The organism is uncultured Mucilaginibacter sp. (genome assembly GCF_937859865.1).
Lineage (GTDB): Bacteria > Bacteroidota > Bacteroidia > Sphingobacteriales > Sphingobacteriaceae > Mucilaginibacter_A.
The window spans coordinates 1-14,162 of record NZ_CALMAT010000177.1; the positions used below are offsets into that span (position 1 = coordinate 1).

At 42.0% G+C, this 14,162-nt stretch carries 13 protein-coding genes; 8 read left to right on the top strand and 5 right to left on the bottom strand.

The window, feature by feature from the left end; translation table 11 throughout:
* Positions 1-15 precede the first annotated feature (15 nt).
* The 4 genes from Q0192_RS18615 (at position 16) to Q0192_RS18630 (ending at position 3,151) form a co-directional block, all read left to right on the top strand.
* Positions 16-144: a F0F1 ATP synthase subunit delta gene (locus tag Q0192_RS18615; protein WP_366518217.1), complete on the top strand. Its 129-nt coding sequence runs from the start codon at positions 16-18 to the stop codon at positions 142-144.
* Positions 145-257: 113 nt separating this feature from the next.
* Positions 258-1,835 carry a F0F1 ATP synthase subunit alpha gene (atpA, locus tag Q0192_RS18620; protein ID WP_299292001.1) on the top strand — a complete coding sequence of 526 codons (1,578 nt, stop codon included), beginning with the start codon at positions 258-260 and terminating at the stop codon, positions 1,833-1,835.
* 76 nt (positions 1,836-1,911) lie between these two features.
* On the top strand, positions 1,912-2,796 hold the full coding sequence (gene atpG / locus Q0192_RS18625) for an ATP synthase F1 subunit gamma (RefSeq protein ID WP_299292004.1): 885 nt from the start codon (positions 1,912-1,914) through the stop codon (positions 2,794-2,796).
* A gap of 166 nt (positions 2,797-2,962) precedes the next feature.
* Positions 2,963-3,151 (top strand): hypothetical protein, encoded by a 189-nt coding sequence (locus Q0192_RS18630; protein ID WP_299292006.1) that lies wholly within the window; start codon positions 2,963-2,965, stop codon positions 3,149-3,151.
* 32 nt (positions 3,152-3,183) lie between these two features.
* Here the strand turns inward: Q0192_RS18630 and gldB are convergent, their stop codons facing one another.
* The gene (gene gldB / locus Q0192_RS18635) at positions 3,184-4,230 is read right to left on the bottom strand and encodes a gliding motility lipoprotein GldB (protein WP_299292009.1); all 1,047 of its coding nucleotides are present in this window, start codon (positions 4,228-4,230) and stop codon (positions 3,184-3,186) included.
* Between the two features lie 65 nt (positions 4,231-4,295).
* On the opposite strand from gldB, the gene Q0192_RS18640 reads away from it, so the two are divergent.
* Positions 4,296-5,957 (top strand): NAD+ synthase, encoded by a 1,662-nt coding sequence (locus tag Q0192_RS18640; protein WP_299292011.1) that lies wholly within the window; start codon positions 4,296-4,298, stop codon positions 5,955-5,957.
* Between the two features lie 34 nt (positions 5,958-5,991).
* On the opposite strand, the gene Q0192_RS18645 is transcribed toward Q0192_RS18640, so the two are convergent.
* On the bottom strand, positions 5,992-7,425 hold the full coding sequence (locus Q0192_RS18645) for a hypothetical protein (protein WP_299292013.1): 1,434 nt from the start codon (positions 7,423-7,425) through the stop codon (positions 5,992-5,994).
* Positions 7,425-7,976: an RNA polymerase sigma factor gene (locus tag Q0192_RS18650; RefSeq protein WP_299292015.1), complete on the bottom strand. Its 552-nt coding sequence runs from the start codon at positions 7,974-7,976 to the stop codon at positions 7,425-7,427. The genes Q0192_RS18645 and Q0192_RS18650 overlap by 1 nt, the downstream gene beginning before the upstream one ends.
* A gap of 234 nt (positions 7,977-8,210) precedes the next feature.
* On the opposite strand from Q0192_RS18650, the gene Q0192_RS18655 reads away from it, so the two are divergent.
* Complete coding sequence (locus Q0192_RS18655) at positions 8,211-8,642, top strand: hypothetical protein (RefSeq protein WP_299292017.1); 432 nt, start codon at positions 8,211-8,213, stop codon at positions 8,640-8,642.
* 14 nt (positions 8,643-8,656) lie between these two features.
* Here the strand turns inward: Q0192_RS18655 and Q0192_RS18660 are convergent, their stop codons facing one another.
* Together Q0192_RS18660 and Q0192_RS18665 are read right to left on the bottom strand one after the other, a co-directional pair.
* Positions 8,657-9,118: a DinB family protein gene (locus Q0192_RS18660; protein ID WP_299292046.1), complete on the bottom strand. Its 462-nt coding sequence runs from the start codon at positions 9,116-9,118 to the stop codon at positions 8,657-8,659.
* A gap of 82 nt (positions 9,119-9,200) precedes the next feature.
* The gene (locus tag Q0192_RS18665) at positions 9,201-9,644 is read right to left on the bottom strand and encodes a hypothetical protein (protein ID WP_299292048.1); all 444 of its coding nucleotides are present in this window, start codon (positions 9,642-9,644) and stop codon (positions 9,201-9,203) included.
* 81 nt (positions 9,645-9,725) lie between these two features.
* Here Q0192_RS18665 and Q0192_RS18670 point away from each other — a divergent pair, with 81 nt between their 5' ends.
* Entirely contained in the window at positions 9,726-13,457 is a 3,732-nt protein-coding gene (locus tag Q0192_RS18670) for a S8 family serine peptidase (protein ID WP_299292050.1), read from the top strand.
* A gap of 101 nt (positions 13,458-13,558) precedes the next feature.
* Positions 13,559-14,098: an ORF6N domain-containing protein gene (locus tag Q0192_RS18675; RefSeq protein WP_299292052.1), complete on the top strand. Its 540-nt coding sequence runs from the start codon at positions 13,559-13,561 to the stop codon at positions 14,096-14,098.
* The last annotated feature ends 64 nt before the right edge of the window (positions 14,099-14,162 follow it).

Sequence of the window (14,162 nt, forward strand, 5' to 3'; positions counted from 1 at the left end):
CTTTTAGAAGAAAAAATAAACCCGGATTTGATTGGCGGCTTTATTTTGACTGTTGGCGATCGTCAGTTTGATACCAGCATTTCCGGCACATTAAGTAAACTGAAAAAAGAGTTTGAACATAAAACGGCCGCAGAACTGGTTTAAACAATTTTGCTTTTGAAAATATCCGAAGCAAAAAAATATAGGGTAAAAGAAGTATATTGATAAAATCTACTTTTCAAATTGAAAAATTTAACGATTTAAAATAAACTCAAAAAATGGTAGATGTAAGACCAGACGAAGTTTCCGCCATCCTGCGCCAGCAGTTGGCAGGCTTTAAGTCCGAATCAGAGTTAGAAGAAGTTGGGACCGTGTTGCAAGTGGGCGATGGTATTGCCCGTGTTTACGGTTTAACGCAAGTGCAATCAGGCGAGCTTGTTGAGTTTGAAAACGGCCTACAAGGTATCGTTTTGAACTTGGAAGAAGATAACGTAGGCGTGGTATTGTTGGGTGCTTACGATGAAGTGAAAGAAGGCGACACGATCCGCAGGACTAAAAAAATCGCTTCCATCCGTGTTGGCGATGGTATGTTAGGCCGTGTGGTAAATACTTTAGGCCAGCCAATTGATGGTAAAGGGCCAATTGCAGGCACAACCTACGAAATGCCGTTGGAGCGTAAAGCACCAGGTGTAATTTACCGGCAACCGGTAACCGAGCCTTTGCAAACCGGAATCAAAGCGATTGATGCGATGATCCCGATTGGCCGCGGACAGCGTGAATTGGTTATCGGCGACCGGCAAACCGGTAAAACGGCGGTTTGTATTGATACGATTATCAACCAAAAAGAATTTTATGAAGCCGGGAAACCGGTTTATTGTATCTATGTTGCCTGTGGTCAAAAAAATTCTACGGTAGCCAATATTGTTCGGGTTTTGGAAGAAAACGGTGCCATGCCTTACAGTATTGTGGTTGCCGCTTCTGCTGCTGATCCGGCTCCAATGCAATTTTTTGCACCTTTTGCAGGTGCGGCAATTGGCGAGTTTTTCCGCGATACCGGTCGTCCTGCTTTGATTATTTATGATGATCTTTCAAAACAAGCCGTAGCTTACCGCGAAGTTTCCTTGCTGTTGCGTCGTCCGCCGGGCCGCGAGGCTTATCCGGGAGACGTGTTTTATCTGCACTCCAGATTATTAGAACGGGCAGCAAAAATCAACGCAAACGATGCTATTGCACAGGCGATGAACGATTTGCCTGAATCCATCCGCAGTATTGTAAGAGGCGGCGGTTCTTTAACGGCTTTGCCAATCATCGAAACACAAGCCGGAGACGTTTCTGCTTATATCCCAACCAACGTAATTTCGATTACAGATGGCCAAATTTTCTTAGAATCTAACTTGTTTAATGCGGGTGTTCGTCCGGCTATTAATGTTGGTATTTCGGTGTCGCGTGTAGGTGGCAACGCGCAAATCAAATCCATGAAAAAAGTGGCCGGTACGTTAAAATTAGACCAGGCACAATACCGCGAACTGGAAGCGTTTTCCAAATTTGGTTCTGATTTGGATGTTGCTACAAAAACAGTTTTGGATAAAGGTTCGCGCAATGTGGAAATATTAAAACAAGCACAATTTGCACCGGTTCCGGTAGAAAAGCAAGTAGCAATTATCTATTTGGGTACAAAAAACCTGATGCGTAACGTTCCGGTAAACCGTGTACGAGAATTTGAATCTGAATTTACCAGCCAGTTGGAAGTTCGCCATCCCGAAGTTTTAGCCGCTTTAAAAGCAGGAAAGCTGGATGATTCGAGCACCAGCGTATTAGAAACCGTAGCAAAAGAATTATCTGCAAATTATAATTAAGAAGTTTCCTGTTGTGGGTTTTCCTGTTGTCCGTTCAAAACTTACAACTTATAACTCACAACTTACAACTGAGTAAATGGCCAATTTAAAAGAAGTAAGAAACCGGATTTCCTCCGTATCATCTACCCAGCAAATTACCAAAGCCATGAAAATGGTTTCGGCTGCTAAGCTAAAGCGTGCAACCAACGCCATTACGCAAATGCGGCCATATGCAACGAAACTGAACGAAATTTTGGCTAATTTGTCGTTAAGTCTGGAAGATGCAGCTTCGCCTTACATGCAAGTGCGCGAACCTGTCCGTGTTCTGGTTGTTGTGGTTACTTCCAACCGCGGCTTGGCCGGTGCTTTTAATGCCAACGTCATCAAAGCTGCCAATAACCTGATTGCCGAAAAATATACGGAGCAGTTACGGGCGAAAAATGTTTCTGTGGTTGCCATCGGAAGAAAAGCCCAGGAGTATTACGAACGCCGCAAATACAACGTTATCGGCAACAACAACGAACTGTTTACCGAGCTGAACTTTGATAACGTTTCGTTGGTTACCGAAGCCATTATGCAAGGGTTCGTTAATGGCGATTATGACCGTGTGGAATTGATTTACAACCATTTCCGTAACGCTGCCGTGCAATACATTGTTACCGAGCAATTACTACCGGTTGCAAAACCTTCTAAAAAAGAGGCGGTAAAAACAGCACAGGTAGATTATATTCTGGAACCTTCGCAGGAAGAAATTGTAGAAGAATTAATCCCGAAAAACATCAAAGTACAGTTGTACAAAGCCGTTTTGGATTCGCACGCTTCTGAACACGGCGCACGGATGACGGCGATGGACAAAGCCACAGAAAATGCAGGCGATCTGCTGAAAGCTTTAAAACTTTCGTACAATCAGGCGCGCCAGGCAGCTATCACAACCGAACTGACCGAAATTGTTAGTGGTGCAGCGGCATTATCTAACGGATAAAACCTTTCCGATTATAAACTTAAAAAACCCGGCTTTGGTCGGGTTTTTTGTTGATGCTTATTTTACCAGCATATTTTTGGTGAAGGCAGCTTTAATTTTACAAAAACCATCTTTCTGTTTTTCGCTTTCGGCAAAATGCTTACTTTTGAAAGCAAATTATTAAAACATGAACAAATCTGCTTCTGCCAACGATACCCGGAACTATATCATGCTGACAATCAGTATCTTTATCGGAATTTTTGGTGTGTATTTTCGCTTTTTAGGTGATACTGTCTTCTACACAATTGTTGCCAATATATTTTTTATAGCCGCAATTGCCATTTGCCTGCGCAGTGTTTTTGCCATTTTAAAATGATACTTCTTTTACCGCATAAAAATCGGTAAAACTTATTTTGGGTGGTATTTAGATTGGTTCAGGATTTTCTGTTCGTCCCGGTCTGTCATCAATTGCTGCAAAGTAACTTTCGGGTTTTTGTCCATATATTGCTTTACAATCTGCCAGCCTGTCCAAACAGCCAGTTTTGGTGCTGAATTGTTATGGTCGCCCAAGCCCGGCGTAAATGGCGCTTCGGTTAAATACTTTTGTATTTTCTGATAATCCGTTTCATAAATCAGGTTGTCTTCTAAAAAATAGCCCCAAATGTTTGCCTGGTTTTCGTTACACCATTTCAACTGTACATCGGTATAACCAATTTTAGTGGAATCAGGAACTTCGGGCAAAACCTGGTCCATAAAGTACATGATTTTTCCGTTGTAAACCATCCGCGAAAGCAACGATTTGTCGTCCTCCGTTTGCTCCTCAAACATTTCTTCACGCGCCAAACTTTCTACAACCCGCGGCACCATGTTATCAGGCGTAAAACGGCGCGAAATATAATGCGGAAAAGTTTCGATCAAAGCCGGATAAAACTTAGAATTGGCACCAAGAAAAAGGTCTAAACCAATACCAATATAATGGTTGCCGATGGAGTTTTGTGCTTGGAAACCAGAGAAATAAGCGTAAACATACGGCAGGTTTTTTTGTGGGTAATAGTATTTGATGTGCTTAAAAGCGTCCGTCAATTCGGCTTCCTGCTTGTCCAGATTTGGGTAAACAGAATCCACTTCGTGCTTCAAATCCGTGTAAGACCTCGCGGCAAAAACTTTTCTGAGGTTTGCAAAATAAGCCGTATCTTTTACGCTTCCGGCACTTAAAATCCGTTCAATAAAATCAACATAAAAATCGCCGTAATGCCGGTACAATTGGTTGGCTTTGGTTGGATAATTGCTGTTTTTGAAACCATCAAAATCGTGGTCAAAGCGTTCTATTTTTACGTTGAGGTTAATGCCGCTGACATCAATTTTATCTTTTCTTTTGCAAGAGGCAAGGAAAACACAAATCAGAAAAATTAAATAGCTTTGTTTTTTCAGGATTTGGGAAACAGTTTGGTTCATATCAAACGAAAATAAAATTTTAATCTGTTAAACGCTAATATTGCCTTTACAGATACCTTTTTAATATGAAGATCGCATTAGCACAGCTTAATTATCATGTTGGGAATTTTGAGGCCAACACCAATAAAATAATTGATGCCATAAAAGAAGCACAGCAAAACAGTGCAGATTTAGTGGTTTTTGCCGAATTGTGCATCAGCGGTTATCCGGCACGAGATTTTTTAGAGTTTACCGAGTTTATTGCTTTGTGCGATGGTTCAGCCAAGCAAATTGCAGCAGCTTGCCACGGCATTGCCTGCATCATCGGTTTGCCAACCATCAATGCTACGCCCGAAGGAAAAGATTTGTACAACTCCGCTTACTTCATCGAAAATGGTACGGTAAAAGCAGTAGTCAACAAAGCACTGCTGCCCAATTACGATGTGTTTGATGAATACCGATACTTTGAACCGGCAACAGAATTTCAATGTATTGAATACAAAGGCCAAAAAATTGCATTGACCATTTGCGAAGACTTGTGGAACAACATTGACGACCCGCTTTACCGAACGCGGCCGATGGATGTGTTGATCGGGCAGGAACCTGATTTGATGATCAACATTGCCGCTTCGCCTTTTGCCGTTGGGCACGACCAGGAGCGGATGAAGGTTTTAAGCTACAATGCCAAAAAGTACGCTTTGCCGCTGCTTTATGTAAACCATGTTGGTGCGCAAACCGAACTGATTTTTGACGGCGGATCAATGGTTTATGATTCCAACGGACAAATTATTGACGAGTTAGATTACTTTAAAGAGCAGATCGCTTATTACAACATCGAAAAAATAGGCATAAAAGAAGTATCTATCAAAGGCGAAAAACCGTTAACGCCGGATGTTTCGCGGATGAGCAAGATTGAGCAAATCCATCAGGCTTTGATTTTGGGCATCCGTGATTATTTTAAAAAATCGGGTTTTACCAAAGCAACGTTGGGCCTTTCCGGCGGGATAGATTCGGCTTTGGTTTGTGTTTTGGCTTGCGAAGCTTTAGGTGCCGAAAACGTGATGGCGGTTTTGCTGCCTTCCGCTTTTTCTTCCGATCATTCCATTAAAGATGCCGAAGATTTGGTGAAAAATCTGGGCTGCATGAGCCAAACTGTTGCCATTAAAGAAATTACAAATGCTTTTGAACATGCTTTAGAACCACAATTTACCGGTTTGCCTTTTAACATTGCGGAGGAAAATATCCAGTCGCGCAGCCGTGCTGTTATTTTAATGGCGATGTGCAACAAGTTTGGTTACATCTTGCTCAACACATCTAACAAAAGTGAAGCCGCCGTAGGTTACGGAACTTTGTATGGCGATATGTGCGGCGGAATTTCAGTTTTAGGCGATGTGTACAAAACGCAGGTTTACGAACTGGCCAATCACATCAACCGAGAACAGGAAATCATCCCGCAAAACTCCATTACAAAACCACCTTCCGCAGAACTTCGGCCTGGACAAAAAGATTCGGATTCGTTGCCGGATTACGATATTCTCGACCGAATTTTAAAAGAATACATCGAATTCCGGAAATCATCAATCAGTATTATTGCTGCCGGTTTTGAGGAAGCGGTGGTGCGAAAAGTGATCCGCTTGGTCAATATTTCAGAACACAAACGTTACCAAACGCCGCCCATTTTACGGGTTTCGGCCAAAGCTTTTGGTATGGGCAGGAGGATGCCGATTGTGGGGAAGTATTTAAGTTGATGCTGTTTTTATAGGTGTAAAAGAAGCATTGCCGTTACTTTTTAAAAGATTGTAAATTCATTTTCAAGTTAATACCAGCCGAACCAAACTTTAATTGCTGCGAACCCAATCCGCCTAAAGGATATTTTAAAAAAGGTTCAATTTGCAATTGCTTTTTGCCAAGAGGATAAGTAAATCCGGCAGCTAAATTCAGCGTTTTGGCAAAATTAAAATGGCTAAAGTTTTTGCGGTCTTGCAAAACTTGCATACTTGTACCGGCAGCAGCAAGGCCAGTATTTGCAGCGGTAAAAACAGCATAATGATAATTGTAAACTTCCCGGGCAAAAGTATTGGAACTTAATCCGGCCGAAACCGAAATACTGTTTTTACCGGGCAAAAATGTGTAAATTAAATTAACCGGGATATCCAAAGCCAGCAAACTGGCATCCATACTTTTTAAACTGGAAGTTTGAACGCTTGAGGTAACCGGAACAGGTTGCGCAGCAATTGCTGAATAAGAATTTGCTGCCAGTTGACTATTTACCGGAACACCCTGGCTGTAACTCAAATTATTCTGCAACAAACCTAAACCGGTAGATAACTTGAAGTTTTTTGCTACGCGGAAATCCGTAAAAACCCCTGCGCCTAAACCCAATTGGTTATTGCTGCCTTTTGCATAATTTAAATGTACGCCGACAAATAAACCAAAACCAAATTTTGAGGGTTTACCGGAAAGCTTTTTAACCGTTTCTGCTTTTTTTACAATAACCGATTTGTTGACAGGATTTGTTGTTTTTGCAATAATTTGCTGCGGTTTTTTTTGGGAAGAATCTATGGAAGCTGCCGGACTAATTGAAGCTTTTTGAGCAATAATTTCTTGTTGATGTTTTGAAGAAAAAGCTGCTAAACTTGCTACATCAACCTTGGTTTTTTTTGCTGCGCTATCTGCAACCGAAGCTTTTTTTATACCGGTAAAAACAGTATTCGTTGGAAGGTCTGTTTCTGTTTTTACTTGGTTTTTCGTTTCGGTTTTTGCTTGTTCGGTTTTTTGTGGTTGAACTTGAGATTGAATTGATAAACGATTTGCAATTATTGGCGATACTGTTTTTACCGGTGTTTTTTTGGTGTTGGCTGATGAGGTTGCTTTAGTATCGGGACGTATTTTTGTTAAGGAAAGCTTTTGGTTAGAAGTTAAGTTTTTATAAACAGAATCCGTATGTTGCAACTTTAAACCAACTTTTTTTGGTTGTTGTTTTACTATTTTCAAATCCGTGTTTGCAATGTTAGATGATGAAAACCAAAACAACAAAATACCTAAAAGCAAAGCCGCAACAGATGCAATCCACCAAAAAAAATAATCGCGGCGGTTCTTTTCAGGAAACTTTTCCCGCAAACGGTTCCAGCCTTCATTGGCCGTTCCGTCGTCGTATTCCTCAAAAATTTGTTTGATCCGGTTTTTTAACTCCTCGTCAAAATTTTCTTTTTCCATTATCTTTTTTCTTCTTGCTGAAGGATCAGTTTTCGTAAGCGCTCTTTTGCCCGGCCTAAATACACCCGCGACGAACTGGCCGCAATCCCCAACATCAAACTAATTTCTTCATGATTGTAGCCATCCACTTCGTATAAATTAAAAACCATACGGTTCATTTCGGGCAGCGTTTGCATCAACATTACAATATCGTCTGCATTTAATTTTGATACAACCAATGCCGGCGTGGCTGCAAAAGCAGCTTCATCCAAACCGGCTTCCGCTAAATTTTTAATGTTTTTTCTGCGCTGGTCAATAACTGTATTTACAATAACTCTGCGTAGCCAGGGTTTAAACGGCAGTTTTTCGTCAAAGCTTTTTATCGAATTAAATACTTTGATAAATACATCGTTTACTGCTTCCAGCGCATCGTCCCGATTGGCCGAATAGCGCAAACCAATGCCCATGGCGTAGCCATAAAACTGTTTGTACAGCAATTCCTGGTATTTTAAATGGCCGCGTTTACATTGCCGAACCAGCTCTTGTTCGGCAATGGCCGGATGTTTTGGCATGTATCAGTTCTTCATTCCTCGTTGGAACTAATGTTTTTTGTTTAAATAATGATCTTTTTAACATCAATATTAAACATTACGCTGGTTGTTGTGGAAACGCTACAGGGATTAGAAAAAATTATTAAAAAAACAGCTCTAGATAAAAAGTAGTTGTTGCCAAATAAAAATTTCAACTTTGTAGCGTTAGTTGCAAATGCTGCGTAATGGTTGTATTAACGTACCAATTATACCAAAATGAAAAAATTAATTTGTTTAAGCAGTGTTTGTGTTATGCTGATGTTTTTTGCTTCATGTAAAAAGGACAGTAATTATTCAAAATCAATTATCGGGACTTGGGAATTGAAACAATATCGGACTGGTTCAATTCCTGGTTCTACTTCTCCTAAAGGAAATGGCAATCTCTTAAAATTTACTGCTTCAAAATATGAAATTTATAAAGATAATGTTCTTTCAAAAAGCGGCGTTTACACCTTAATCCCGGATACTTCTGTCGAAACAAACGTTTGTTTAGTATTATCAAACAAGGAGTATAAAAGCAGGATTGTTTTTGATGGAAAAGATGATCCCACGAAAACGTTTATAAAAATAGCAGGCAATGAATTATCTCTTGCTTCCGGTTGTTTTGCAAACGACGGCGGAAGTATTTTTGTTTATGGAAGGCAATAAAAGCGGAAATGTTCTTACAACTTCACCAACTTTTTCAAAGCCAAAACCGTCCCAATGTGGAAACCTTCATGAAAAGGCAAAAAATTGATCGCATCATCAATATTATCTAAAGCAACGCCGTAACGCGTAACAACGGGTGTATAAGTGGTAAAAAAGCTTTTTTTGTAATCGCTTTCAAACTCGTTTAAAGAGGAAAGCATTAATGTTTTGATGATTTCTACTTCGCTGGTATCCATAAAACCTTCTGGTTTGGTGCCGGGCAAATAAGGTGTAACATATTTGTCCTGCACAATAGGCTGCAAACCAGAACGTTTGTAGCAAATTGCTTGTTGCACGGCAACTAGGTGCGCCAAGTTCCAGATGATGTTATTGTTAAAGCCTTCGGGTATTTGGTTTAACTGTTCGGTGCTTAAATCTTCAATAAGTGTAAGCAAAAAAGTTCTGGTGTTCTTTACGTTTTCAATTTGCTGGTGCATGGCTTCTGTATTTTAGTAAAATCCTAAATTACTAAAACCACTGATATTGGGCAGGATAAAAAAAGCATTCGGTAAAGCTTCATTAAAAAGCTGCTTTATTGCTGAGGTAAATATCCCTGCAAACCAAACTATCCGGCAAAACTTCAACCGCATTGATGCTGCCTTTTCCGTTGAAACTATTGGCGTACAAACCTGCCTTCTCCACCACAAAAACTGAATACTGACCGGCTGGCAAAGCTACCTCAAAATAACCTTTTGCGTTGCTGCTGGTTTTGGCCACGCATACTGTTTTTATGCCGGTAAAATAAGCGCCGTTGCTTTTTACTTCATTTACATTGGTGAGGTTGTAGATGGCAATTTCGCGTTTTACAGGCTGTGGAACGGATGGCGCACGGCCAGGGCCTGGCATTTGGTTGCCCTGCTTTAACAACACATAGCCGTAAATGCCCTGCTTCGGTTTTTTTATAGGTTTGGATTGAAGGATAGGCACCAATAAAAATAGGATTATAGATAAAAAACTTCTCATAACATAAAAGTAATGTATTATCTTAAACGCTTCAATAACAGATAAGCCTACCAGCCTTGTTAATTTAGATATACTTCTTTTATGATCAAAAATTTTACCTGCTTTATATTCTTCTTTATCACTTTAAAAGCACTTCCGGGCTTTGCGCAGTTCGTGGGCGAAGACAAAAGGAAAGAGCTGATTAGTTTTTCGGGCCGCTTAAAAACTGATTTTGAAAGCAACCGCACCAAAGCTTTTGCTTTGGCCAAAGTAAAAGGCTGGCCGGTTTTACGCAGGCAAAAAGATGGCAGGATTGTATCATTACAAGGCGTGGATGCTTTGGGTTTTCCCATTTACCTGCAAACCAACAACAACATTATTGCCGCGGCAACCACGCAAACTACAGCCGTTTATTCCGGCGGTTCGCTTGGCTTAAACCTTTCCGGTTCCAGTGCTTTTATGGGCAGTAAATTAGGTATTTGGGACGAAGGGAAAATCTACCCCAATCACCAGGAGTTCGTTGGAAAAACGGTAACCATGTTAGATAACTCCGCAACGGTAAGCGAGCACAGCACGCACGTAGCCGGAACGCTGATTGCCAAAGGTGTTTATGCACCGGCAAGAGGAATGGCTTTTGGCGCAAACGGATTAATTGCTTACGATTTTAACAATGATGCTTCGGAAATGGCCGCTGCTGCCGTTAATTTGTTGGTTTCCAACCACTCCTATGGTATCGTTACCGGTTGGAGTTATAATACCAGTGTAACACCAAACCGGTGGGAATGGTACGGTTTGCCCGGCGATAACAAGGATTATAAGTTTGGTTATTATAGTGCTTATGCACAAAGTTTTGACCGGATTGCTTACAACGCGCCTTATTACCTGATCACGGTAGCTGCCGGAAATGCCCGCGGCGAAACCGGCCCGGCTGTTGGTGCAACTTATTATGGTTACCAAAGCCGCACTGATCAAACCATTGTAAACAAAGGTGCCAGGCCGGCCAGCCTGAGCAGTAACGATGGTTATGATATTATGGATGCACCTTCATTAGCCAAAAATGTACTGGCAGTAGGCGCGATAAACCCTTTGCCTTTTGGCCCAGCTTCTTCTTCGGATATTTCCATTGCTTATTTCAGTAGCTGGGGGCCAACGGACGACGGCCGCATCAAACCGGATATTTGCGGCGATGGCGTTAACGTAACTTCAACCGGTTATACAGCACCCGATGCTTACGAAGCTTTGTCCGGCACTTCCATGGCTTCGCCCAATGTTGCCGGTTCAGTTTTTCTTTTGCAGGAATATTATGCGCAAAAAAGCTCAGGCAGTTTTTTGCGTGCCGCTACTTTAAAAGGCTTGGTTTGCCATACTGCTTTTGATGCCGGAAATATCGGCCCGGATTATATTTACGGTTGGGGCTTGCTCAACATGGCCAAAGCCGCGCAGGCAATTACGGATAACGGAACGAAAAGCATCATCAGCGAAAACAGCTTGGCGCAAGGGCAAACACAAACTTTTAATGTGGTTTCTTCCGGAAATGGCCCGTTGGTTGCCACCATTTCCTGGACAGACCCGGAAGCTACCGTCGGACCAACAGGCGTAGTGGATGACCCGGCGATCAAATTGGTAAACGATTTAGACATCCGCATAAATCAAAATACTACTCTTTTTAAGCCCTGGGTTTTAGATCCGGCCAATCCGGCAACGGCTGCAACTACCGGCGATAATAGCCGCGATAATATCGAACAAGTTTATATTGCCAACACGGTTCCGGGAAAAAGTTATACCATCACCGTAAACCACAAAGGAACGTTGAGCCGTGGCCTGCAAGCTTATTCGCTGATTATAACCGGCGTTGGCGGCAAGGTTTATTGTGCTTCTGCGGCCAATTCAACAGCCGATTCTAAAATTAACCAGGTGCAGTTTGCAGGCATCAATTATACGGCTGCTGCCGGTTGCACTTCTTATACCGATAACACCGGTTTGACCGCTACGCTGGAGCAGGGCGCAACCTTTCCTTTCAATGTAACTTTGGGAACTTGCGGTGGAAATTTTAACAAGATCGCTAAAGTTTTTATTGACTGGAATGCCGATGGCGATTTTGACGATGCCGGAGAACTGGTTGCTACTTCGCCCATTACCAACGGCAATGCTTCTTTTACCGGCAATATTTTGGTGCCGGTTTCGGTAACGCCTGATACCTACAGTTTGATGCGGATTGTAGAAACTGAAACTTCCGACCCCAATGCCGTTACCGCCTGCGGAACTTATGCCAAAGGCGAAACCCAGGATTACCGTGTTAATTTTGTTCGAAGTACGAAAGATGCGGGTGTAGCCAGTATTTTAAGTCCAAGTGTTTCCGGCACTTGCAGCAACAATGCGGAACAAATCAGCATCCGCTTACATAATTACGGCAGTGCAACGATAAGCAATGTGCCGGTTACGGTAAATATCACCAACGCAAACGGATCGGTTACTACCATCAACGAAACTTTTACCGGTACAATTTTACCTTCACAAGAACAGGATTTTACTTTAAATACCACTTTCAATGCCCAGGCTGGCACTGCTTATCAAATTGTGGCTACAACAAATTTAGCCGGCGATACACAAAGCAGTAATAACCAGTCAGCAGAAACAGCAACCATCAATACGGCACCGGTTTTGAATAATTTACTGGCTGTAAATTGTGCCAATACCAATTCGTATTTGCTGACTGGCAATGGCGATGGAACTGTTTTTTGGTATGCCAATGCTGCCGATGCTTTGCCTTTTGCCAGCGGTCCTTCTGTTAATACAAGCCAGGCTCCAATCAATAATACTTATTATGCCAGTTTAAACGATTTGACAGGGAAAGTTGGCCCGGCAACTAAAAATGTTTTTTCGGCTGGCGGCTACAACCAGTTTGGTCCTGGGATGAACATCACCACTACCGTTCCCGTTATTTTGCAAAGTGCCAGGCTGTACATTGGTTATCCGGGCATGATTACTTTTACGGCGACCAATACTTCCGGGCAAACCGTTTCCAGCGTTACCTTAAATGTGGCTGCTACGCGCAGCAATCCGCAAACCGGTGCACAAGTAGATGACCCAACCGACGTTGGCCGTGTTTACCAGCTTAATTTACTGTTACCTGCCGCCGGAAGCTACACCATTAACATCAGTTATGCGGATAACGCCACCATTTACCGCAACAACGGCGGCGTTACCGGTTATCCGTTTACCATCGGCAATTTCTTCTCGCTTACCGGAACAAACGCTTCCACCACGCCCCAGGCTTATTACTATTATTTTTACGATCTGACCGTGAAAAGTGCTGGTTGTGCCGCTGCTGCACGTGTTGCTGTGCCGGTTACCAAACCACAAATCACCCAAAATGCTGCCACTTTAACTTCCAATTTCGCCAATGGCAACCAATGGTATTTAAACAATACGTTGATACAAGGCGCAACCAACCAAACGTATCAGCCAAAAGTTGCGGGCACTTACCGGGTTGATGTAACCACTTCGGCAGGTTGTATTTCGCCTTCGGCAGATTTTAATTTTGCGCTGCCTGCCGGCGAAAGTCCGCTTACGGATATCAACCTCGTCATTTATCCCGTTCCAACCAACAATGTGTTGAATTTAAGTTTCGAGCTGTACCAAAAAGGCGACCTGCAATATTCGGTTTGGAACAGCATCGGCCAGTTGATGTACCAGAACAACAGTGCCATTACTGTTTTTGGCAGGTATAATTCCAGCATCAACACCAGCAATATGGCCAGTGGCAATTACATTTTACGGATCAGGATCGGATCAAAAAACTACAGCAAAAAGTTTGTGATTACTAAAGGTTGAGGCTGAATTTTAGGTGGTAAAAGAAGTATGGCTTGTTAAATGAGATGCTTCTTTTATAAAGTAAAATTCTATATTAAACAAGAAAAAACAAAGCTGCAAGGATGGGAAAACAACTGGCTACAACGATACCTGATGAAGTATTGATGAACAAGATTTATATGGTTCGGGATCAAAAAGTGATGGTAGATAGAGACCTTGCCGAGTTATACGGCGTAGCAACAAAAGTGTTGAAACAAGCCGTAAGGCGAAACATGCTACGCTTTCCGGAAGACTTTATGTTTGAGATGGACAAAGAGGAATTCGAAAACTGGAGGTCACAAAATGTGACCTCCAAAGAAGACAGGCAAGGCCTTCGCTATATGCCGTTTTGTTTTACAGAACAAGGTGTAACGATGTTGTCCTGCATCTTAAACAGTGAACGTGCTATACACGTAAACATACAAATTATACGAATTTACACACGAATACGGGAAATGCTGCTTGCCCATAAAGATATTTTTCTGCGGGTAGAACAGGTAGAAAAACAAATGATGAAACACGACGAAAAGATAGAATTGCTTTTTACTTACCTTAGTAAATTTATCGAAAAGGAAGAAACACCGCGAACGCCAATAGGTTACCGGGCAAAAAAGGAGGGGTAAAAACAGCAGAAAGTTTGTGATCGCTAAAGGCTGATACTGATTTTTAGGCGGTAAAAGAAGTATG